Origin of the sequence: Streptomyces sp. NRRL F-2580, from assembly GCF_000720115.1 — a bacterium.
Taxonomy (GTDB): domain Bacteria; phylum Actinomycetota; class Actinomycetes; order Streptomycetales; family Streptomycetaceae; genus Streptomyces.
Genome location: NZ_JOIR01000019.1, coordinates 23,512 through 46,042, shown reverse-complemented (window position 1 = coordinate 46,042; position 22,531 = coordinate 23,512). Strand labels below are relative to the sequence as shown.

The following is a 22,531-nucleotide window of genomic DNA, read 5'->3' as shown; positions in this document are numbered from 1 at the left end:
ACAACCACAGGGGGAAGCACATGACGGACACGGAGCTGGAAACCTGGCTGCGCCGGCGCATCGCCGAGCTGGCCCACATGGGTTCGGGCGACGACATCTCGGCCCACGAACCGCTGGCCGCGTACGGCCTGTCCTCGATCGACGCGGTCGCGCTCGCCGGTGAGATCGGCGCCCGCCTGGGCCGGAAGGTCTCGCCGACGGTCGCGTACGAACATCCCACGCTCAGGGAGATCCTGGACCACCTCCAGGGCACGCGGCCCGACCGGGCCGCCCGCAGCGCGCCGAGCCGCGCGGCCGCCGGGCCGCGGCCCGGCGAACCGATCGCGATCATCGGCATGGGGTGCAGGTTCCCCGGGGCCGACGGCCCGGAGGCCTTCTGGGACCTCCTCGAACACGGCGTGGACGCCATCGGACGGATCCCCGACGAGCGGTTCTCCCGCTGGGGCCGCGGGAACAGCGGCACGGACCGCGCCGGCCTCGGCGGCTTCCTCGACCGCGTCGGCGGCCTGGACCTCGATTTCTTCGGCATCAGCGAACACGAGGCCGCCAAGATCGATCCGCAGCAGCGACTCATGCTGGAGGTCGCCTGGGAGGCCGTCGAGGACGCCGGGATCGACCCGTACGGCCTGGCCGGTTCGCCCACCGGCGTCTTCGTCGGCATCTCCAGCTCGGACTACCGCGACGCGCTGTCGAACGCGCCGTCGGCGGACGCCTACTCCCTGCTCGGCGGGGCCTCCAGCGTCGCCGCCAACCGGCTCTCCTACGTACTGGACCTGCGCGGACCGAGCCTGACGGTCGACACGGCCTGCTCCTCGTCCCTCGTCGCCGTCCACCTCGCCTGCGACGCGATCCGGCGCGGTGAGTGCGGCGTCGCCATCGTCGGCGGGGTCAACGTGATCCTGAGCCCGGCGATCACCGAGGCCTTCGACGCCTCGGGCGTCATGGCGCCCGACGGGCGCTGCAAGGCCTTCTCCGCGCAGGCGGACGGCTACGTGCGCAGCGAGGGCGCGGGCGTCGTCGTACTGAAGCCGCTGAGCGAGGCGCTGCGTGACGGCGACCGCGTCTCGGCGGTGATCCGCGGCTCGGCGGTGACCTCCGACGGGCGGACCAACGGGCTGTTGGCCCCCAGCCGTCAGGCGCAGGAGGACGTCGTACGCCGGGCGCTCGCCCAGGCGGGCGTCGCACCGTCCGAGGTCGGCTACGTCGAGGCCCACGGTACGGGGACGGCCATCGGCGACCAGATCGAGGCCGCCGCGCTGGGGAACGTACTGGGCCGGGGGCGCGCCGCGGACCGGCCGTGCGCGATCGGTTCGGTGAAGACGAACGTCGGGCACCTGGAGGCGGCGGCCGGCATCGCCGGCCTGATCAAGCTGGCCCTGAGCTTCGAGCACAAGGCCCTGCCGGCCTCCCTGCACTGCGAAGAGCCGAACCCGGACATCGACTTCGGCGGACTCGGGCTGCGCGTGCAGTCCTCGCTGCGGCGCTGGGAGTCCCCCGACGAGGTCGGCGTGGTCGGGGTGAGCTCCTTCGGCTTCGGCGGCACCAACGCGCACGCGGTCCTCGGCCCCGCCCCGCAGGCGGAGCCGGTGGCCGTCGCGGAGCACCCCGTCGGGCTGCTGGCCCTGTCCGCGGGCACCGAGGCGGCCCTGCGCGCGCAGGCCGCGGACCACGCGGCGTGGGCCGGCGGGCTGAGCGGCGACGAGCTGAGCCGGGGAACGGCCGCGGCGACGCTGCTGCGGGGCCGCGGCGGGCCGCGGGGGCGGGAGTTCCGCGCCGCGTTCGCCTTCAAGGACAAGGACGAGCTCCTCGCCCGGCTGCGGGAGGAGTTCACGGCCGAGCGCCACGTGCCGGACGACGCGGGCGTCGTCTTCGTGTTCCCCGGGCAGGGCGCCCAGTGGCTCGGGATGGGCCGGGCCCTGCTCGCCTCCGAGCCCGCCTTCGACCTGGCCGTCTCACGCTGCGAGCAGGCGTTCGCGCCCCACGTCACGTGGTCGCTGCGCGAGGTCCTGACGCAGGAGGACGCCGCCCCGCTGCTGGAGCGGATCGACGTCGTCCAGCCGGCGGTCTTCGCGATGCAGGTGGGTCTGGCCGCCGTCTTCCAATCCTGGGGCGTGCGGCCCGCAGCGGTCATCGGCCACAGCATGGGCGAGGTCGCGGCCGCCCACGTCTCGGGCGCGCTGCGCCTGGAGGACGCGGCGCGGATCATCTGCCGCCGCAGCGCCCTGATGATGCGCCACCGGGGGCAGGGCGCCATGGCGCTGGTGTCGCTGCCCGTGTCGGACGTGCGCAAGGCCCTGGAGCCGTACGGGGAGCGCCTGTCGCTCGCCGCGCACAACGGTCCGGCCACCACGATCGTCTCCGGGGAGACCGGGGCCGTCGACGCGTTCGTCGCCGCCATGGACGCCAAGGGCGTCTTCAGCCGCCGGGTCAAGGTGGACGTGGCCTCACACTGCGCCCTGCTGGAGGACCTGCGGGAGGACCTCCTCTCGGAGCTCTCCGGGCTGTCGCCGCGTCCCGCGGGCATCGCTTTCCACTCCTCCCTCACCGGGGAGCGCTTCGACACGAACGGGCTGACCGCGCAGTACTGGTGGCGCAATCTGCGCGAGCCGGTGCTGTTCGCCGACGCCGTCCGCGGCGCCGGGGTGGCCGGCCACCGCGTGTTCCTGGAGCTGAGCCCGCACCCGCTGCTGTCGGTCTCGGTGACCGAGTGCCTGGAGGACGAGGACCGTCCCGTGGCCGCCGTACCGGCGATGCGGCGCATGGACGACCGCGCCCCCTACGAGGCGGTCGCCGCGCTGTTCGAGGCCGGGTGCGAGATCGACTGGCGTGCCTTCCACGGCGGCGCGCCCCGGGCCGGCACGCGGTTGCCCGCCTACCCCTGGCAGCGCCAGGAGCACTGGATCGAGCCGCCGGGCCCGCAGGCGGAGGGGACGCTGGTCACCGGCTCGCTGCCGGTGATCCGCGACCACCGCGTGCAGGAGCGGGCGATCGCGCCCGCCGCGTGGATGCTCGACGCCGCGCTGAAGGAGCTCAACCCCGGTCCGGTGGGCGGGTACGGGCTCGACGACGTCCTGGTGACCAACTCGCTGGCGGTCGCCGAGGGCGAGTCCCGGCACGTACGGGTCTCCCGGCGGACGCGCGCGGGGGACGAGCCGTACCTCTCCGTGGAGAGCCGCGCGGCGGACGAGCCGGGCGCGGCGTGGGAGGAGCACGTCTCCGCCTCGTGGTCGGCCACCGGACCCGTGCCGCCCGCGGCCGACCTGTCCGAGATCCGGCGGCGCTGCCCCCGGCCGGTCGAGCCGCAGGCCCTGTACGAGCACCTCGCGGCCTCCGGTCTGTCGTACGGGGACAGCATGCGGATGGTGACCGGGATGTGGCTGGGCGAGAAGGAGCTGCTCACCGAGCTCGCGCCGCCCTCGTCGCGGACCCTGGGCCGCCCACTTCCCGCGGACGTCGCGGACGGGGCGATGCAGTCGATCGCCGGGCTCTCCTTCGACGCCGGCGCCAACGGCACCTTCGTCGGCTTCGGCTACCGCCGCGTCGACGTCTTCGCGCCGTGGTCCGGTCCGGCCCTGGCCCACGTACGGCTGCGGGGCGAACTCGACGAGGAAGAGGACGCGGACACCTTCGACTGCGACGTCGCGGTCCTCGACCCCGAGGGCCGGGTCCTCGCGCAGTTCACCGGTGTGTCGCTGAAGCGGATGCGCACCCGGCACTCCCTGCGGTTCTTCGCCGTGGACGAACGCCCGCGGGCCCGGCCCGCCGAACCGGGCGAACGCCCCCGTCAGCTCGTCCTCCTGACCCGGGACGCGCAGCGGTGCGCGCCGCTGGTGGAGGAGCTGCGCGGGAACGGCGCCGACTGCACCGTCCTGCCGCTGCCCGAGGGCGAGGACGGCACGGCGTTCCTGGAGGCGCAGCCGGCGGCCGCGCGCCTGCTCGTCGTCGAGCCGGAGCGCGAGGCCTTCCTCGCGCTGCTGCGCTGCGCCGCGCGGACCGGGTCGGCGCCCCGCCGCGAGCTCGCGCTGGTGAGCAGCGACGTGGCGCTGCCCCCGCTGCTGCGCGCCCTCGAACAGGAGACGGTGACCTGGTCCGGGCGGGCGATCCGGATCGAGGCGGACGAGCTGGCGACGCGCGAGCTCGCCCGTGACGTCGTCGCGGAACTCGCCGTACCGGCGGACGCGTTCCTCGTCCGGTACCGGCACGGGGAGCGCACGATCCCGTCCCTGACCCCGGTGGAGCCCGGCTCCGTCCCGGCGGACCTCAGGCCCGGCGGCGTCTACTGGATCACGGGCGGCCAGGGCGGCCTGGGTTCGACGCTCGCGGTCACCCTCGCCCGCGAGGCGGGGGCCCGGGTGGTGCTCACCGGACGCCGGGAGGAGGTCGACCCGCGACTGGAGGAGGCGGTCGACGCCGCCGGCGGACGGCTGCTCTACCTCCAGGCCGACGTGACCGACGCGGCCGCCGTACGGGGCGCCCTGGACCGGACGCTGCGTCAGTTCGGCGCTCTGCACGGCGTGATCCACACCGCGGGCATCCTGGACGACGCGCTGATCGAGTCCACCCCGCCCGAGCGCATGCACGCGATCATGCGGCCGAAGGAGCTCGGCGCCCGGATCCTCATCGACACGGTGGCCTCGGAGGACCTGGACTTCATCGTCCTGTTCTCCTCCATGGCCAGCCTGTTCGTGACGCCGGGCCAGGGCGCCTACGCGGCGGGCAACGCCACGCTCGACGCGCTGACCGGCACCGGGCGCGGCCGGCGCACACCGGTACGTACGGTCAACTGGGGCCCGTGGGCGGAGCTGGGGATGGTCGCGGACCCCAAGTACCAGCGCCGGCTGATCGAATCGGGCCTGCACCCGATGTCCCCGGACGAGGGGGCGCGCGCGTTCCTGCTCGCCCTGGCCGGCTCCCACCCGCAGCTGGCGGTCCTGGACGTGCGCGACGAGGTCGCGGACGGGCTGGTGGCCCGCTTCAACCGCGGCTCCGGCGGGGCCGGGGCGCCGCGGGCCCGGGCCGGGGCGCGGCCGGCGGGCGCGGCGGGCTCCGCGGCCGGGTTCGTGCGGGCGGAGCTGGCCCGTGCGCTGCGCCGCTCGCCGGGCGAGATCGACACGTCGGTCCGCTTCGACCGCCTGGGGGTCGACTCGCTGCTCGCCGTCTCCATCACCCGCAGGATCGGGGCCCACTTCGGGCTCGAACTGCCGGCGACGTTCATGTTCAACCACCGTACGGTGGACGCCGTCGGGCTCCATCTGGACGGCCTGCTCGGGACGGCGGAGCCCCAGGAGGATTCCGAGGAGGATTCCCGGCACGAGGTGGCGCCGAGCGCGCAGGAGATCACACTGGACGAGGCGGAGCGCCACAGCACCGTCCGCGGCTACACCGTCGTCGCGACCCCGTCCGGGCTCGACATGCGTCTGCAGGACGTGCCCGTGCGCAAGCCCGCGCCGGGCGAGGTCGTCATCGACGTGCACGCGATCGGCGTCAACTTCATCGACGTCCTGGCCTCCACCGGCTTCCACCCGTTCCTCTCCAGCCCGCCGTTCGTCCCCGGGCACGAGGTGGCCGGTGTCGTGCACGCGGTGGGTGACGCGGTCGAGCACGTCCGGCCCGGCGACGCGGTCATCGCGCTCACCCCGCAGGGGGGTTACGCGGCCCGCGTGACGACGGAGGCGTACACGGTGGCTCCGCTGCCCGCCGGTGTCTCCTTCACCGACGCGGTGGCCATGCTGATCAGCGGGCTCACCGCCATCGCGTGCCTGGAGCGCGAGGCGCGCGTGGACCCGGGCGACCGGGTGCTCGTCCAGGCCGCGGCCGGGGCGACGGGCACGGCGTGCGTGCAGCTGGCGCTGCACCACGGCGCGACCGTGTTCGGTACGGCGAGCACCGAGGCCAAGCTGGACCACCTGCGGGCGCTGGGCGTCCAGCACCCGATCAACTACGCGGAGGCGGACTTCGCCGACGCGGTCCGGGAGATCACCCCCGACCAGGGGCTCGACCTCATCGTCGACTCCCTCTCCGGGGACGCCGTGGGCAAGGGCCTCGCCCTGCTGCGGTCGGGGGGCCGCTTCATAGAGATCGGGGCGGCGGGAGTGCTCGACCTGGCCGTGAACGGCCGGGACCTGTTCATGAGCAGCCGCTCGTTCTGCACGGTGAACGTCGGTGCGCTGGCGCGTGATCCGTCCAGGCTCCGGCCCCTGATGGACCGCCTCGTCGAGCTGATCGACGCGGGCGTGTTCCGTCCCGCCGTGGGTGGGGTCTTCGCTCTCGAGGACGCCCCGCAGGCGATCACCCGGCTCCGGAACCGGGACAACATCGGCAAGTTCGTCATCACCGTTTCTTAGGATGGTCGTGGAAGAATCGCGCAGTCGATCAGAGTGGAAGCAGATATTCCGCACGTTTGCCGCTGAGGTGATGGCACCGCACGTACGCCACTACGACGAGGAGCGGACGTTCCCCGTCCCGATCCACGAACGGGCGGCGGCGCAGGGCATCCTCAACGCGGCCTTCCCCGAGGAACTGGGCGGCGCCGGGCTCTCGTACACCGAGTTCGCCGAGGGCATCGCCGAGCTGTCGGCGGTCTGCCCCGGGATGACCTGGACGCTGGTGTTCAACCGCGGAGCCCTGCATCCCGTGGTCGCCGCCGGCACCCCGGAGCAGAAGGAGCTCTTCGTCACCCGGCTCCTGAAGGACAACGGGTACGCGGCGCTCGGGCTCACCGAGCCCGAGAACGGCTCGAACCTGCTGGCGGCCACCACCCGCGCCGTGCGGACCGACTCGGGCTGGCTGCTCAACGGCGGCAAGTGCATGTCCGGCAACGGGACCGTCGCCGACGTGTTCCTCGTCCTGGCCAACACGGTGATGGACAACCGCAAACGCGGTCTGTCGTTCTTCGCCGTCCCGCGCGATGCTCCTGGTGTGACGGTGAGCGAGGACATCGAGAAGGCGGCCTTCCGCTGCCTTCCCACGCCCTCGGTCACCTTCCGGGACGTGGCCCTGGAGCCGGTCAGCCTGATCGGACGGGCCGGCGACGGCGAGTTCCTGCTGAACGAGCTCCTCGCGACCATCCGCATCGGCGGGGCCGCGTGCGGCACCGGGCTCGTGGCCGCCATGCTCACGGACGCGCTGACGTGGGTGGGCGAGCGCCGGGTGTACCCGGACGACCGCATGGACACCCTGAGCCACGTGCAGCTGACCCTGGGGCGGCTGTACGTGGAGCTCTGCGCGGCGCGGGGGCTCCTGGAGGAGGCCACGGCCCTCGCCGATCAGGGGCTGCCGTTCGGCAGGGAGAGCTCCATGGCGAAGTACGCCGCGACGGAGCTGGCCGTGCGCGCGTCGAACGAGATCCTGCAGCTGTACGGCTGGCGCGGCATCGCCGCCGACTACGGGGTGGAGAAGCGCTGGCGCGACGCGCGCGCCCTCACGATCTTCGAAGGGTCCAGCGAGATCCAGCTGTTGAACGTGTTCCGGGAGATGCGCAGGATGGCCACGAGCGAGGGAGGCCTGTAATTCCGTCCACAGAAGTGACCACGGAGACCGTGCGCGCCGACGACGGCGCCACGGCCGACGTCCGGCTGTACCGCAGGCCCGACGAGCCGTCGGCTCCCGTGCTGGTGTGCATGCCCGCCATGGGCACCAGGGCCGTCTCCTACACCCCCCTGGCGGAAGCCCTCGCCGGGGCCGGGTTCCAGGTGGCCGTCGGTGAGCTGCGGGGGCAGGGGACCAGTTCCGTCCGACCGGGGCGCGGGGTGCGCTACGGCTACCACGAGATCGTGGCGTACGACTTCCCCGCGCTGTTCCGCACGGTCGCCGACGCCTTCCCGGGAGCGCCGCGCCACCTCCTGGGGCACAGCCTCGGGGGGCAGCTCGGCACGCTCTACCTCAGCCAGGAGCCGCACATGGCCGCGGGCGCGGTCCTGGTGGGCGCCCCGTCCTGCCACTACCGCGGCTGGCCGTTCCCGCGGAGTCTGGGGATGCTCGCGGGATTCCAGCTCGTGGCCGCGTTCTCCTCGGCGTACGGGTACTTCCCCGGCCGGCGCATCGGAGTGCTGGGCAACGACTCCGCGCAGATCCTGCGGGACATGGCCACCCAGGTCCGGACGGGCCGCTACGACGTGCCGTCCTCCCCGGTGGACTTCGAGCCCTGGCTGGCCAAGCTGGACCTGCCGGTGCTCGCGGTGACCGTCAAGGGCGACGGCATGGCCCCGCCCGCCGGGGTGCGGGGGCTCAGCGACAAGCTCACGAGCGCGCGGGTGACGCACTGGGAGCTGGTCCTCGGCGACGGGGTGCGGGGCAGCCGGCACTACGGGTGGATCCGGGACCACGCCTCGCTCGTCGAACGGGTCAGGACCTTCGTGGACCGGGCCTGACCGACCCGGGGTGACGGGCCCGGGGTGACGGGCCCGGGGTGACGAGCCCGTGCGCGGGCCCGTGCGCGGGCCAGTCACCGCGGGCTGGACGGGGAGGAGGCGCCGGAGGCCAGCAGCCGGGGGGCGCCGGTGCCGTCGGCGGGCACGGTCCACAGGTCCGTGCTGTCGGCGGCCCCGTCGGTGGGCAGGGCGTAGGCGAGGGTCCGGTCGTCGAGCCAGGCGGCCTGGTCGTCCACGCTGCGCTTCTCGGCGAGCGCGTGCTCGCGGAGCGTACCCAGGTCCATGACGTGTTCGCGCCACAGCGTGGCTCCGGGCCGCACCCGCTTCTTGTACGCGACGCGGGTCTCGTCCGGCGACAGGGACGGGCATTCGACGTTCTGCGCCAGGGTGGTGACGGTACGGCGGGAGATCGACCCCCTGACCAGATGGGTCCGGCCGGCGGTGGCGAGGGTGGCGTAGAAGGTGTCGTCGTCCTTGGAGAAGGTGACGCCCCAGAAGTTCACGTCCTGGGCGCGGTAGTCCCGGCCGTCCATGGAGAGGGCGAACTCCTCCAGGCTGGATTCGAGCTTCCCGGTGCGCGTGTCCAGGATCGCGGTCCGGGTGGAGAAGAACGCGGAGCCGTAGGACTCGCCCGAGACGAAGACGGTCCAGGCGGCGAACCGGCCGCTGGGCGAGACGCGGGCGCGGCTCGGAGTGCCCGCGAGCGGCAGGCTGCGCACCGTGCGCAGGTCGGCGTCGACGATCAGGGCCTTGTTGTCCTGAGCGAGCGCGCCCGGGGAGGAGCGCAGGCACACGCCGGTGCCCGCGGCGGCGTGGAAGCGCTGGCAGTCGAGGGCGGAGGCGGTGCGCGCGGACTGCGGCGCACCGGCCGGGACCGAGGCGAGGGCTCCGCGGTGGGGGCCCTGTCCGCTGTTGAGGAGGAGCAGTTCGCCCTGCCGGGTGAGCGTGACGCCGCCCGCGGCGATCTCCGGGCCGCCCGTCCCCGGCCGGTCGGCGCGGTCGGCGGCGCGTACCACCAGCACGGCGGCGAGGCCCCCGAGCAGCAGCACCGCCACCGCGAGGACGAGCAGGCGGCGTGACAACGACAGCGTCATACGGGGGGCCTCACGGGCTTCGGGTCGGGTCGGGAAGGACGGGCGCGTCGGCGGGCGTGTCGGCGGGGGCGCCGCCGGGCCCCTCGGGACGCAGGACGAATCCGGCGACCGCCGCGCAGCACAGCAGCCCGGCAGCCGCGGCGCCGAGCGCCGGGCCGGTGCCCCAGAGGCTCCACGCCCCGCCGAAGGCCAGCGAGCAGCCGAAGCGGGCGAGCGCCTGGCCGGTGCCGACCACGGCCAGGCCGGTGGCGCGCAGCCGCCCGGGGACGGTGGCGGCCACGGCGGCGGGCAGCACCCCGTCGGTGGCGGCGTAGAACATGCCGTGCAGCGCGAGGACGAGATAGGGCAGCGGCGGCCGGTCGGGGGCCCACAGCAGCAGCCCGTACCCGGCCAGCAGGAGGCCGTGCCCGGTCAGGAACACGGTGCGCCGGCCGATCCGGTCGGCGAGGCTCCCGGCGGGGACGGCCAGCAGCAGGAACACCGCCGCCGTGCCCAGCGGCAGGAGCGGGAACCACTGGTCGCCGATGCCGGTGCGGCGCTGCAACAGCAGGTAGACGAAGGCGTCGCTGACAGTGGTGAGGCCCAGCAGCACGGCGCAGAGCGCCAGGGCGCGCAGCCGGGGCAGCCGCAGCAGGGCCGCCGCGTCGCGCAGCCGTACGGGGTCCGGGCGGGCCGCCGCGCCGTGGCCGCCGGCCCGCCGGGGCGGGGCCCCGTCGCCGCCGGACGGGACGAACAGCACGAGCACGACGACACCGAGCACCGCGACGCATGCGCTGACGCCGAAGACCGCGTCGTAGCCGTCGACCGCGACGCTCAGGACGAGGAACGCGGCGAGCGGGCCGAGCAGCGCCCCGGTGGTGTCCATGGCCCGGTGCACGCCGAAGGCGCGGCCTTGTGCGTCCGCAGGGGTGGACAGGGAGATCATGGCGTCGCGCGGGGCGGTGCGCAGGCCCTTGCCGGTGCGTTCCAGCGCGAGGATCACGCTGATCGGTCCGAGGCCGTGGGCGAAGAGCAACAGCGGCTTGCACAGGGCGGAGAGGCCGTAGCCGATGCCGGCGATCAGTTTGTGGTTGCGGACCCGGTCGGCGAGGTGGCCGCCGGTCAGCTGCACCAGGGCGCTGACTCCGTTGTAGAGGCCGTCGAGCGCGCCGAAGCCGAGCGGGCTCAGGCCCAGCCCCGCGATCAGGTAGAGGGGCAGGACGGCCGTGACCATCTCCGAGGAGACGTCGGTGATCAGGCTGACCGTGCCGAGGGCCAGCACGGCCGGACCGACGGCGCGGGCCCGTAAGCGTCTGCCGTCCGGCGCGGTCTGCGTGTCCTCGGGCGAGGGCGAGGGCGGGGGCGTGGAGCGGTCCACGAGGTACATGCTCTGGAGCTCCTGGTGCCGACGGTCCGAGTGACTCGAACGTGCGGGTGAAACCCTAATGGTTGTACGGGCCAACGGTGGGGCGTACGGCTCGGTTCGGCCGGACGCCCCGATCGCCCCGGTCAGCTCTGCCGGCTGCTCTCGTCCCGCAGCCAGGTGGAGAAGTCCTGGTTCCGGATGGCCTTGCGGGACCCCCTGCGGGCGGCGAGCGCGGCCACCACGAAGACCAGCACCCCGGGCAGGAGCCGCGGCTGCTCCCGGAGGAGGGCGCGCAGGTCGGACGTGCCCGTACGGGCGGACGGCGCGGCCGCACCGGCCCGTTGCGAGACCTGGAAGCGCTCGAACTCGGCGGAGGAGGTCGCCGCGCGGATCCGCCGCCGCACCAGGTCGGACCAGGTGCGCGGCGGGTGCACGACGACCCGGGCCGCCTCGACCACGCACCGCTCCCCCGGCCCGAAGGCGAGGGACGCGGCCAGGTCGTCGGCCATCAGCGGGGGCAGTGCGGCGATCCGCGCGTGCCCCGGCTCGGTCACCGCGATGACCCCCCGCCCGAACAGGCCCTCGCGGACGGCCGGGAGCCGCTGCCACACCCGGTAGTACGCCCGGACCGGCCAGGCGCAGCCGGACAGCGGGATGTCACGGCCGGGGGCGGCGGCGAGCAGGCCGGGGCTCCCGGCGAGCGCGCCGGTCAGGGCCCGGACGTCGGCGGCCCCGACGACGACGTCGGCGTCCACGTAGAGGCGGGGGAAGCCCCGCGCGTGCTCGTCCCCGACCCGCAGTGCCGTGTGTTTGGAGGGAGTCGGGATCTCCACGACCCGCACCCGGGAGCCGCGCGCGGCCGCCACCCGGGCGGTGTCGTCCGTACAGCCGTTGCACACCACGACGATGTCGGGTCCGTCCGCCGACGCGTCGGCGCCGGCGGGAGTGCCGATGCGGGTACCGACGGGGGGGTCGGTGCGGGGGTCGGAGTCGGCGTCGGCGTCGGCCAGGAGCGCGTCCAGGAGCCGGCCGATGACCCGGCCCTCGTTGTGGGCCGGTATCACGATGCTGGTCACCCGGGCAGTATGCACGGTCGAACACCCGAGCCAGGCGATTCCTTCAACTCTGCCCGGGGGTAAGCCCGGTGGACTAGATTGAGCGGCGCCGAGCGGTTTCGGCAGGAGGTACGGGTTCGGCTGCCTGGGGGAACATGCAGCCGGCCGGGGGGTAGTACGCGGAACACGCAAAGCATCGGTTGTGGGGGGCCATCACCGTTGAGCAGGTCACGCACGGGTCGCGCAGGCGTCCGGCCTGCCCTCGACGGCTTTCCCCCTTCATCCCACGCGCCCCGGCCATGAGTCGTCGGCACGCCGGTCGGCGTGCGTGGAAGGAAGGGGAACGCTGTGAAGCCCAACACTGTGAAGGACACCGGCGCGAAGGCCGCCGGTGCGGCGGAGCCGTTAGGCGTCGCCGTGGTCGGTGCGGGCTACTGGGGCCCCAATCTCGTGCGCAACTTCCAGTCCAGTCCGCAGTTCCGGCTGCGCTGGCTCTGCGATCTGAACGCCGACCGGGCCCGGCAGGTGCTCGGCGGCTACTCCACCGTCCAGGCGACCTCGGACTACGCGGCGGTCCTCGCCGATCCGGCCGTGGACGCGGTCGCCGTGGCCACCCCGGCCGGAACGCACCTGGACGTCGCCCTGGCCGCCCTGCGCGCCGGCAAGCACGTCCTGGTGGAGAAGCCCCTCGCCGCCACGTACGAGGACGGGCTGCGGCTCGTCAACGAGGCCGAGGAACGCGGACTCACGCTGATGTGCGACCACACGTACTGCTACACCCCGGCGGTGGGCCGCATCCGGGAGATGGTCCGCTCCGGCGAACTCGGCGAGATCCACTTCGTCGACTCGGTACGGATCAACCTGGGGCTCGTCCAGAAGGACATCGACGTCCTGTGGGACCTGGCCCCGCACGACCTGTCGGTCCTCGACTTCATCCTCCCGGACCACGTCCGGCCCGTCGCCGTCGCCGCGCACGGAGCCGACCCGATCGGGGCCGGACAGTCCTGCGTGGCCTATCTGACCCTCCAGCTGAGCACCGGTGCCATCGCGCACGTGCACGTCAACTGGCTGTCCCCGACGAAGGTCCGCACCACCATGGTCGGCGGGTCCAAGCGCACCCTGGTGTGGGACGACCTCAACCCCTCCCAGCGCGTGGCCGTGTTCGACCGCGGCGTGGAGCTGAGCACCCCGCAGGAGATCGGCGCGGACGAGCGCCGCGACATGCTCGTCTCCTACCGGACCGGCGACATGGTGGCGCCCGCCATCGGCGAGAAGGAGGCGCTGCGCAGCATGGTCGAGGAGTTCGCCGCGGCGATCGGCTCGGGGCGGCCGGCGCTGACCGACGGACGGGCGGGCCTGAAGGTGCTGGACATCCTGGAAGCGGCCTCACGGAGCCTGGAGTTCAAGGGCGCGGTCGTCGGACTGCGCACCGGTCGCTGACCCATTCGCGGGTCAGTGACACGAAAGACGATGAACGACTCAGTGGGGGCAGGGCGTTGAGCAGCGTACGAGGCAAGAGGATTCTGGTCACCGGCGGAGCGGGCACCATCGGCTCGCACCTGGTGGACCTGCTGCTGGACAACGGGGCACGCGAGGTCGTGGTGCTCGACAACTTCGTGCGGGGGCGGACCGCCAACCTGGCCCGCGCCCTGCCGAGCGGCGTGGTGGAGGTCGTCGAGGGGGACATCCGCGACCTGGCCGCGGTGCGCAAGGTGACGGAGGGCGCCGAGCTGGTGTTCCACCTGGCGGCCATCCGGATCACCCAGTGCGCGGAGGAGCCGCGGCTGGCGAACGAGGTGATGGTGGACGGCACGTTCAACGTGCTGGAGGCGGCGGCCGCCGCCGGGGTCGGCAAGGTGATCGCCTCGTCCTCGGCCTCGGTCTACGGGCTGGCCGAGCAGTTCCCGACCACCGAGCGCCACCACCCGTACAACAACGACACCTTCTACGGCGCCGCGAAGGCGTTCAACGAGGGGATGCTGCGCAGCTTCCACTCCATGTACGGGCTGGACTACGTCGCCCTGCGCTACTTCAACGTGTACGGGCCGCGGATGGACATCCACGGGCTGTACACCGAGGTGCTGATCCGCTGGATGGAGCGCATCGCCTCGGGCGAGCCGCCGCTGATCCTCGGGGACGGCCTCCAGACCATGGACTTCGTCGACGTGCGGGACATCGCGCGCGCCAACCTGCTGGCCGCCGAATCGGACCTGACCGACGAGGTGTTCAACATCGCGAGCGGGACCGAGACCAGCCTGCTGGAGCTGGCGAACGGCCTGCTGGAGGCGATGGGCGCGGACGGCCTGGTGCCGGAGCACGGTCCGGCCCGCGCCGTGAACGGCGTGACCCGCCGGCTCGCGGACACCGCGCAGGCCGCGGAGCGGCTCGGCTTCACCGCCGGGATCGACCTGCGCAGCGGGCTGCGGGACCTGGTGGACTGGTGGCGGGCCGAGCGCGCCGCCGACGCCGCGGCGGCAGCGGCAGCGGCAGCGGCAGCGGCAGCGGCGGCGGCCGACACCGCGGCCGGGGAGGCCGGCCGATGAGCGCGCAGGATCCCGTACCGCCCGCCCGCATCCCGGTCATGGTGCCGTGGCTGGGCGAGGAGGAGGCGAAGGCCGCGGCCGACGCCGTGCTCTCGGGCTGGGTGGCCCAGGGCCCCCGGGTCGCCGAGTTCGAGCGGGCCTTCGCGGAGCGGGTGGGCGCCGAGCACGGCATCGCGGTGAGTTCCTGCACGACCGCCCTGCACCTGGCCCTCGTCGCATTGGACCTGGGCCCGGGCGACGAGGTGATCGTCCCCTCGCTGTCCTTCATCGCCACGGCCAACGCGGTCCGCTACGTGGGGGCGCGGCCGGTGTTCGCGGACGTCGAGGAGGCCACCGGCAACCTCACCCCGGCCACCGTGGACGCGGTCCGCACGCCCCGTACGAAGGCGGTGCTCGCCGTCCACCAGGGCGGGGTGCCCGCGGACGTGCACGCGCTGCGGACGGCGTGCGCCGACTGGGACCTCGCCCTGGTGGAGGACGCCGCCTGCGGCATCGGCGCGACGGTCGGCGGCAAGTCGGTGGGCCACGGCGCGCTGCTCGCCGCCTGGTCCTTCCACCCCCGCAAGGTGATCACCACCGGCGAGGGCGGCATGCTGACCACGGACGACGCGCAATGGGCGGAGCGGCTGCGCCGGCTGCGCGAGCACGGGATGAACGTGTCCGCGGCGCAGCGGCACGCGAGCAGCAAGCCGATCGTGGAGAGCTACCTGGAGGTCGGCTACAACTACCGGATGACCGACATCCAGGCCGCGGTCGGCCTGGTGCAGCTCGGCAAGCTGGACGCGATCGTCGCCCGGCGCCGGGCGCTGGCCGCCCGGTACGAGGAGCTGCTGCGCGAGGTGCCGGGGATCACCCCGGTCCGGGACCCGGCTCACGGCCAGGGCAACTTCCAGTCGTACTGGGTGCTGCCGGCCCAGGACTTCCCGGTCGGCCGGGACGCGCTGCTCGCGGCGCTCTCCGAGGCGGGTGTCTCGGCCCGGCGCGGGATCATGGCCTCGCACCTGGAGCCGGCGTACGCCGGGCACGGGGCGGCGGCGCTGCCGGTGACCGAGCGGATCAGCCGCGACTCGCTGATCCTGCCGCTGTTCCACACCATGACCGAAGCCGAGCAGGACCGGGTGGTGACGGTGCTGCGGGAACAGGCCGGCGGATGAACGGGCCGCGGCACACCGAGGACCTGCTGATCGTCGGCGCGGGCGGGTTCGCCCGGGAGACCGCGCAGGCGGTCCGGGACGTGGCCGCCGCCGACGCGGCGCGGGGCCTCCCGCCGCGGTGGCGGCTCGCCGGGCACCTCGACGACGACCCGGCCCTGGCGGGGCGGGACGTGGACGGGGTGCCGGTCCTCGGCGGCAGCGACCGGGTGCACGAGCTGCGGTCCGCCCGGGTGGTGGTCTGCGTGGGCAGCCCGCGCGACTACGCCGTACGGGCCCGCCTCGTGCGGCGGCTGGGGCTGCCCGTGAACCGCTACGCGACCGTGGTCCACCCCACGGCGGCGGTGTCGGGGTCCTCGGTGCTCGGCGCCGGCTCCGTGCTCCTCGCGCACTGCGTGCTGACGGCCGCCGTCCGGGTGGGGTCGCACGTGGCGGTGATGCCGCAGGTGGTCCTCACCCACGACGACGCGGTCGGGGACTTCGCCACGCTCGCCTCGGGGGTGCGCCTCGGCGGCGGGGTGCGGCTGGGCCGGGGGGCCTATGTGGGGGCGGGCTCGCTGGTCCGCGAGTACACGACGGTCGGCGCCTGGTCGCTGACCGGTATGGGAAGCACGGTCCTGGCCGACGTGCCGGCCGGCGAGGTGTGGGCCGGGAGCCCGGCCCGTCGGCTGCGCGCCGCGGACGCCCCGGCGCTCGACGAGCTGCGGACCGATGGGGAGATGACCGGCCGCCGGCCGGGGACACGGATGGAGAGCCCAGTCGCATGAACCAGATACCGCTCGTGGACCTGAAGGCGGCGCACGCCGAGGTCGCCGGGGAATTACGGGCCGGATTCGACCGGGTCCTCGCGAACACCGCGTTCATCGGCGGCGAGGAGGTCCGCGCGTTCGAGCGCGAGTACGCCGAGTTCGCCGGGGTGGGGCACTGCGTGGGCGTCGCCAACGGCACCGACGCCCTCGAACTGGCGCTGCGGGCCAGTGGGGTGGGGGTGGGCGACGAGGTGGTGCTGCCCGCGAACACCTTCATCGCCACCGCCGGCGCCGTCGCCCGGATCGGTGCCCGGCCGGTGCTGGTCGACTGCCTTCCCGACACGCTGCTGATGGACCCGCGGGCCGCGCTGGACGCGGTCGGCAAGGCCACCCGCGCGGTGGTCCCGGTCCACCTCTACGGGCAGTGTGCCGCCACCGCGGAGCTGACCGCGCAGCTGCCGGCGCACGTGCGGATCGTCGAGGACGCCGCGCAGAGCCAGGGTGCGACCCGTGACGGGCGCTCCCCCGGCAGCGGCGGGATCGCCGCGACCAGCTTCTACCCGGGCAAGAACCTGGGCGCGTACGGCGACGCGGGCGCGGTGGTGACCGACGACGAGGAGAGCGCGGACCTGGTCCGGGCCCTGGCCAACCACGGCGGCGTCGCCAAGTACCGGCACGACGTGGCCGGTTTCAACAGCCGGCTGGACGGCCTGCAGGCCGTGGTGCTGCGGGCGAAGCTGGCCCGGCTGGCGGAGGGCAACGCGGCCCGCCGGGCGGCGGCCGTCCGCTACGACGGCCTCCTCGGCGAGCTCGCGGCGGCCGGCCGGGTGACCCTGCCGGTCACGGCGGAGGGCAACGTCCACGTGTGGCACCTGTACGTCGTACGGGTCGCCGGAGCGGACCGCGACGCCGTCGTCGGCAAGCTCAACGCGGAGGGCATCGGCGCGGGCGTGCACTACCCGGCCCCGGTCCACCTGACCCCGGCCTTCGCCCACCTCGGGCACGGCCGCGGCGCCTTCCCGCACGCCGAGGAGGCTGCGGACCGGATGCTCTCCCTGCCCCTCTTCCCGCAGATCACCGCCGCCCAGCAGCAGCGGGTCGTGGACGCGCTCATCGGCGCCCTGCGCTGACGCCTGCCGGTTCACGCAAACAAATGAGGTACAGATGAACAAGCGGAGAAGGCTGCTCCGGTTCCGGTACGGTCTTTTCACCGTGGTCGCCGCCCTGGTGGCCACGGTTCTCTCACCGGCCTCGGTGGCCGGTGCCGCAGACCCCTGCGGTCCGACGTCGAACGCCGTCGTCTGCGAGAACTCCAAGCCGGGCACGCCGATGTCGGAGTGGTTCGCGCCCAGCGCCTGGGGCGACATCAAGGGCTTCAGCGCCCAGATGAGCGTCCAGGCCGGCGACACCGTGCAGTTCAAGGTCCAGTCCCCCTCCCCTTACCGCGTCTCGGTCTACCGGCTGGGCTACTACGGGGGCGACGGCGCCCGGCTGCTGTCGACGGAGGCCCAGGCCGCCCAGACCTACCCGGCCAACTTCGCCCAGGGCGGCAATCCGAAGAGCTGCACGACCAAGGCCTCGACCGGCCTGGTCGACTGCGGCAACTGGCCCGTGACGGCGACGTGGAGCGTGCCGTCCAACGCCGTCTCCGGCCTGTACATCGCCAACTTCGACCAGGCGGACGGCAACGGCCTGATGCCGTACCCGTTCGTCGTCCGCAACGACTCCAGCCACTCCGACATCCTGGTGCAGACGAGCGACCAGACCTGGCAGGCGTACAACAACTACGGCGGCCAGGACCTCTACGACGGCGGCGGTCCCGCACCGGACGGGCGTGCGTACGAGGTGAGTTACAACCGGCCGATGGACATCGGCGGGGAGAACGGGATCTACGGCTCCGAGTACCAGATGATCTCGTGGCTGGAGCGCAACGGCTACGACCTCAGCTACATGTCCGGGATCGACATGTCGGTGCGCGGCGCCTCCCTCATGCAGAACCACAAGGTGTTCATGTCCTCCGGGCACGACGAGTACTGGACGCAGGAGCAGTTCACCAACGCCCTGAACGCCCGGCGCGCCGGTCAGCACCAGACGTACTTCGCCGGGAACGAGATCTTCTGGAAGACCCGGCTGGCGCCGAGCATCGACGGCGCCAACACCGCCCACCGGACCCTGGTCTGCTACAAGGAGACCAAGCTCTCCTTCCCGGTGCCCAACGGCGTCCCCGACCCGAGCGGCACCTGGACGGGCACCTTCATGGACCCGGCCAGCGCCACCAACGGGCGTCCGTACCAGCCCCAGAACCAGCTGACCGGAACGCTGTTCACGGTGAACGGCTACCGGTCGGACGCGATCACCGTGCCGGGTGCGTTCGCCAGGATGCGGCTGTGGCGCAACACCACCGTCGCGAACCTGACGCCCTCGCAGACCGCGACCTTCCCGACCGGAACGCTCGGCTACGAGTGGGACTCCGACATCGAGGACGCGGCGCGGCCGCCGGGGCAGATCAAGATGTCGTCCACCACCGTGGACATCGAGGACGGCAAGTACCGGCTGGACTACGGCAACACCTACGGGAACGGCACCGCGACGCACAGCCTGGTGGCCTTCCGCGACCAGACCTCGCACGCCCTGGTCTTCGGCACCGGCACGGTGCAGTGGTCGTGGGGTCTGACCAACATGCCGACGGGCAACCCGGACGACACGGTGGTCACCGAGGACAAGCGGATGCAACAGGCCACCGTCAACGTCTTCGCGGACATGGGGGTGCAGCCCAAGAGTCTGCAGGGCGACCTGGTCCCGGCCACCGCGTCCACCGACGCCACCGGGCCGACCGTCACCGTGACGAGCCCCGCGTCCGGCGCGACCGTGCCGGCCCTGCGGCCCGTCACCGTCACCGGCACGGCGGCCGACAGCGGTGGCGGCGTGGTGGCCCGCGTGGAGGTCTCCACGGACGGCGGAACCACCTGGAAGGCGACCAACGGCGTGGGCTCCTGGAGCTACACCTGGACGCCGACCGCTCCCGGCTCCGTGCAGATCAAGGTCCGCGCGGTGGACGACAGCGTCAACATCGGCGCCGTCACCACGGTGCCGCTGACCGTCGGCCCCCAGCAGTGCCCCTGCACCGTCTGGCCCGCGGCCGCGGTACCGGGGACCGTCAACGCGGGTGACGGCAGCGCGGTGGAGCTGGGCGTGAAGGTCCGTACCACGGCGGCCGGTTCGATCACGGGAGTCCGCTTCTACAAGTCCCCGGCCAACACGGGCACGCACACCGGCAGCCTGTGGAGCGCCACCGGTCAGCGCCTGGCCACGGGCACCTTCACCAACGAGACGGCCTCGGGCTGGCAGCAGCTGAACTTCGCCACTCCGGTGCCGGTCAAGGCGAACACCACCTACATCGCCTCGTACTTCGCCCCGCACGGCGGGTACTCCTTCGACAACACCTTCGCCTCCGGCTCCGCGGGTCTCGCCCCCCTGACCGCGCTCAAGAGCGGTACCGACGGCGGCAACGGCGTCTACCGCTACAGCGCGACGGGCGGCTTCCCGAACACGGCGGCGAGCGGCAGCAACTACTGGGTCGACGCGGTCCTGGACACCTCGGCCGCGAGCACCACACCGCCCACCGTCACCTCCACCTCCCCGCAGTCCGCGGCGACCGGCACCCAGATCACGGCCTCGGCGACGGCGACCTTCTCCACGGCCGTCGACTCCGAGACCCTGGTGTTCACGCTGAAGGACGCCGGGGGCGCCAACATCCCGGGTACGAAGGTGATGGGCGCGGCCAACAGCGCGACCTTCACGCCCTCCAGCGAACTGGCCCTGAATTCGACGTACACCCTGTCGGTCCAGGCGAGCGACCTGTGGGGCAACGCGATGACCGCGCCGGTCACGTGGAACTTCACCACCAGTCCCAACCCGCCCGCCGTCAACTGCCCATGCGGCCTGTGGCCGAACACCGCCACGCCGAGCACCACCAACGTGGTGGACGACGCCAACTCCGTGGAACTGGGCACCCGCTTCCAGTCCGCGGTGAACGGCTACGTCACCGGTATCACCTTCTACAAGGGCCCCGGCAACACCGGCGGCCACACCGGCAGCCTCTGGGCCGCCGACGGCGCGCTCCTCGCCACCGGCACCTTCGGCAGCGAGACCCTGACCGGCTGGCAGCAGCTCAAGTTCGCCACCCCGGTGCCCGTCACGGCCGGCACCTCGTACGTGGCCTCCTACCACGCGCCGAACGGCAACTACTCCGTGGACGGCGGCTACTTCACCGGAGCGCACCGCTCCTACCCGCTGGTCGCACCGGCCGACGGAACGGGCGGCGCCAACGGCCTCTACAAGTACGGCGCGAGCACCACGTTCCCCACGAACACCTTCGGTTCCGTGAACTACTGGGTCGGCCCGCTCTTCACCACCACCCCGCCGAACGGCCTCCAGTCGGACGGCTCCACGGAGGTGGCCGGCCAGTGAGCACGGTCAGCGTGGTGATCCCCTGCTACAAGTACGGCCACTTCCTGGCCGACTGCGTCAAGAGCGTCCTGGACGAGCAGGAGGGCGTCGACGTCCGGGTGCTGATCATCGACGACGCGTCCCCCGACGACTCCGCGGACGTCGCGCGCGCCCTCGCGGCCGCCGACCCGCGGATCGAGGTCCGGGTCCACGAGCAGAACCGGGGTCACATCGCCACTTACAACGAGGGCCTGCTGGAGTGGGCCGACGGGGACTACGTGGCCCTGCTCTCGGCCGACGACCGGCTGGTCCCCGGGGCGCTGGTGCGCGCCGCCGCCCTGCTCGACGCGCATCCGGAGGCCGGTTTCGCCTACGGCCGGCCGCTGCGCTTCCGGCACGGCGGCCCGCTGCCCGCGGCCCGCACCCACAGCACGGGGTCGGTCGTCTACCCCGGTCGGTGGTGGCTGGACCGGCGGTTCCGGGAGGGCACCGGATGCATCACCTCACCCGAGGTGGTCGTCCGCACCGGTCTCCAGCGCAAGGTCGGCGGCTACGATCCGGAGCTGCCGCACGCCGGTGACATCGAGATGTGGATGCGGCTCGCGGCCCACGCCGACGTGGGCTACGTCCAGGGGGCCGACCAGGCCTTCTACCGGGTCCACGGCAACAACATGTCCACCACGGACTTCGGTGGGCAGCTCGATGACCTGCGCCAGCGCCTGGTCGCCTTCGACTCGGTGCTCGACAAGTGCGCCGACCTGCTGCCGGGTGCCGACCAGCTGGCGCTGGCTGCGCGCACCCGGCTCGCCCGGTACGCACTGCGGCGCGCCTACCGGGCGTACGACCGGGGGCGCACGGCGGTGGTACCCGTGGACGAACTGGTGGAGTTCGCCGCCGAGTGCCTGCCCGGCCGCTACACCTCGCTGGCCGAGTACCGGGCGCTGCGCAGGCGTCGGCGCATCGGCGTGCGCGTCATGCCCTACCTGCAGCCGCTGGTGCTGTCGGCCGTGGCCGACAGGGGGCGCGAGTGGCTGTGGTGGCGGTCCTGGAAGCGCCGAGGGATCTGATGTCCCGTCTCCACCGGTTCCCCCGGCGGGTCCTGCGGACCGGCGTCGGCGCGCTCGCGCCGGCGCCGGTTCCGGCGTGTCAGGAGCTGGTCGGTCCACAGGGTCGCCGCCACGCCGCCGACCGCCGCCAGCAGGGCCACTCCGGCGAGGGCGCGCATCCGGTCTCCGGTCCGCGCGACCGCGTGCGGCTGCACCAGCAGGTCCACGCTCATCCGTGCCCCGGCCGGGATGTTCTGCTGCGTCTGGAGATCGTTCAGGTGCCGGGTGTAGACCTCGATGATCTTCCGTACGGAGGCGTCGGCCGCAGCGGGGTCGGCGTGCTCCACCTGGATCTGGAGCGAGGGGATCAGGTGCCGCGGGGTGACGCTGGTGCCGCTGTTGCGCGGTGTCATCCGGTAGGTGCCGGTGACCCCCTCGGCCGTGAGCTCGGCCGCTCCGGCGGGCGAGTCCAGCTGTTGCACCACCCCGTACGAGACGGCGGCGAGCGGCGGCTGGAGGTTCGCGAGCTGGTTCGGCTGGGTGCTGGTCACCGGCGGCTTGAGCACCACGATCGCCGAGCTGAAGTAGACCGGTTCGGGCCGCAGCACCGCCGCCGCTCCGGCGGCCCCGAGCAGCACCGCCACGACCAGGACGTACCAGCGCCGACGCAGCGCACGGACCAACTCACCAGGCGACACGGGGTTCCTTTCCTTCATGACCGATCCTTGCA

14 protein-coding genes are annotated in these 22,531 nt (G+C 73.4%); 10 read left to right on the top strand and 4 right to left on the bottom strand.

Annotated elements, in window-relative coordinates; all coding sequences use genetic code 11:
- The first annotated feature begins 20 nt into the window (after positions 1-20).
- From IF88_RS0122090 to IF88_RS0122080, 3 genes are read left to right on the top strand one after another with little or no spacing between them, the layout of a single operon-like run.
- Positions 21-6,344, top strand: coding sequence for a type I polyketide synthase (locus IF88_RS0122090; RefSeq protein WP_030715081.1), 6,324 nt, complete (start codon positions 21-23; stop codon positions 6,342-6,344).
- Between the two features lies 1 nt (position 6,345).
- Positions 6,346-7,509, top strand: a complete 1,164-nt coding sequence (locus IF88_RS0122085; protein WP_078893044.1) for an acyl-CoA dehydrogenase family protein — start codon at positions 6,346-6,348, stop codon at positions 7,507-7,509.
- 14 nt (positions 7,510-7,523) lie between these two features.
- Positions 7,524-8,369 (top strand): alpha/beta fold hydrolase, encoded by an 846-nt coding sequence (locus IF88_RS0122080; RefSeq protein ID WP_030715073.1) that lies wholly within the window; start codon positions 7,524-7,526, stop codon positions 8,367-8,369.
- A gap of 74 nt (positions 8,370-8,443) precedes the next feature.
- Here IF88_RS0122080 and IF88_RS0122075 read toward each other — a convergent pair whose 3' ends face one another.
- From IF88_RS0122075 to IF88_RS0122065, 3 genes are all read right to left on the bottom strand, one after another.
- Positions 8,444-9,463: a hypothetical protein gene (locus tag IF88_RS0122075; protein WP_030715070.1), complete on the bottom strand. Its 1,020-nt coding sequence runs from the start codon at positions 9,461-9,463 to the stop codon at positions 8,444-8,446.
- A 10-nt stretch (positions 9,464-9,473) separates the two neighbouring features.
- Positions 9,474-10,829, bottom strand: a complete 1,356-nt coding sequence (locus tag IF88_RS0122070; protein WP_051837323.1) for an MFS transporter — start codon at positions 10,827-10,829, stop codon at positions 9,474-9,476.
- 122 nt (positions 10,830-10,951) lie between these two features.
- On the bottom strand, positions 10,952-11,884 hold the full coding sequence (locus tag IF88_RS0122065; protein ID WP_037806626.1) for a glycosyltransferase: 933 nt from the start codon (positions 11,882-11,884) through the stop codon (positions 10,952-10,954).
- 327 nt (positions 11,885-12,211) lie between these two features.
- Between IF88_RS0122065 and IF88_RS0122060 the strand changes: the two genes are divergently transcribed.
- The 7 genes from IF88_RS0122060 to IF88_RS0122030 are packed head-to-tail and all read left to right on the top strand — an operon-like array spanning position 12,212 to position 21,822.
- Positions 12,212-13,303, top strand: a complete 1,092-nt coding sequence (locus IF88_RS0122060) for a Gfo/Idh/MocA family protein (protein ID WP_234323640.1) — start codon at positions 12,212-12,214, stop codon at positions 13,301-13,303.
- 56 nt (positions 13,304-13,359) lie between these two features.
- A complete protein-coding gene (locus IF88_RS0122055; RefSeq protein WP_051837321.1) occupies positions 13,360-14,406 on the top strand; it encodes an NAD-dependent epimerase/dehydratase family protein in 1,047 nt (348 codons plus the stop codon).
- Entirely contained in the window at positions 14,403-15,560 is a 1,158-nt protein-coding gene (locus tag IF88_RS0122050; protein WP_030715053.1) for a DegT/DnrJ/EryC1/StrS family aminotransferase, read from the top strand. The genes IF88_RS0122055 and IF88_RS0122050 overlap by 4 nt, the downstream gene beginning before the upstream one ends.
- On the top strand, positions 15,557-16,324 hold the full coding sequence (locus tag IF88_RS0122045; RefSeq protein ID WP_051837319.1) for a NeuD/PglB/VioB family sugar acetyltransferase: 768 nt from the start codon (positions 15,557-15,559) through the stop codon (positions 16,322-16,324). The genes IF88_RS0122050 and IF88_RS0122045 overlap by 4 nt, the downstream gene beginning before the upstream one ends.
- Positions 16,321-17,436: a DegT/DnrJ/EryC1/StrS family aminotransferase gene (locus IF88_RS0122040; RefSeq protein ID WP_030715049.1), complete on the top strand. Its 1,116-nt coding sequence runs from the start codon at positions 16,321-16,323 to the stop codon at positions 17,434-17,436. The genes IF88_RS0122045 and IF88_RS0122040 overlap by 4 nt, the downstream gene beginning before the upstream one ends.
- A 34-nt stretch (positions 17,437-17,470) precedes the next feature.
- Complete coding sequence (locus IF88_RS0122035; protein ID WP_051837311.1) at positions 17,471-20,776, top strand: DUF4082 domain-containing protein; 3,306 nt, start codon at positions 17,471-17,473, stop codon at positions 20,774-20,776.
- On the top strand, positions 20,773-21,822 hold the full coding sequence (locus IF88_RS0122030; protein WP_030715045.1) for a glycosyltransferase: 1,050 nt from the start codon (positions 20,773-20,775) through the stop codon (positions 21,820-21,822). The genes IF88_RS0122035 and IF88_RS0122030 overlap by 4 nt, the downstream gene beginning before the upstream one ends.
- On the opposite strand, the gene IF88_RS0122025 is transcribed toward IF88_RS0122030, so the two are convergent.
- Complete coding sequence (locus tag IF88_RS0122025; protein WP_158754503.1) at positions 21,735-22,517, bottom strand: hypothetical protein; 783 nt, start codon at positions 22,515-22,517, stop codon at positions 21,735-21,737. The genes IF88_RS0122030 and IF88_RS0122025 overlap by 88 nt on opposite strands.
- Positions 22,518-22,531: the final 14 nt, after the last annotated feature.

Bases quoted from the DNA above. Each gene is read 5' to 3' on its own strand.
- IF88_RS0122040 (WP_030715049.1), top strand. From the start codon at position 16,321: ATGAACCAGATACCGCTCGTGGACCTGAAGGCGGCGCACGCCGAGGTC.
- IF88_RS0122070 (WP_051837323.1), bottom strand. From the start codon at position 10,829: ATGTACCTCGTGGACCGCTCCACGCCCCCGCCCTCGCCCTCGCCCGAG.
- IF88_RS0122050 (WP_030715053.1), top strand. From the start codon at position 14,403: ATGAGCGCGCAGGATCCCGTACCGCCCGCCCGCATCCCGGTCATGGTG.
- IF88_RS0122090 (WP_030715081.1), top strand. From the start codon at position 21: ATGACGGACACGGAGCTGGAAACCTGGCTGCGCCGGCGCATCGCCGAG.
- IF88_RS0122045 (WP_051837319.1), top strand. From the start codon at position 15,557: ATGAACGGGCCGCGGCACACCGAGGACCTGCTGATCGTCGGCGCGGGC.
- IF88_RS0122075 (WP_030715070.1), bottom strand. From the start codon at position 9,463: ATGACGCTGTCGTTGTCACGCCGCCTGCTCGTCCTCGCGGTGGCGGTG.
- IF88_RS0122025 (WP_158754503.1), bottom strand. From the start codon at position 22,517: ATGAAGGAAAGGAACCCCGTGTCGCCTGGTGAGTTGGTCCGTGCGCTG.
- IF88_RS0122035 (WP_051837311.1), top strand. From the start codon at position 17,471: ATGAACAAGCGGAGAAGGCTGCTCCGGTTCCGGTACGGTCTTTTCACC.
- IF88_RS0122085 (WP_078893044.1), top strand. From the start codon at position 6,346: ATGGTCGTGGAAGAATCGCGCAGTCGATCAGAGTGGAAGCAGATATTC.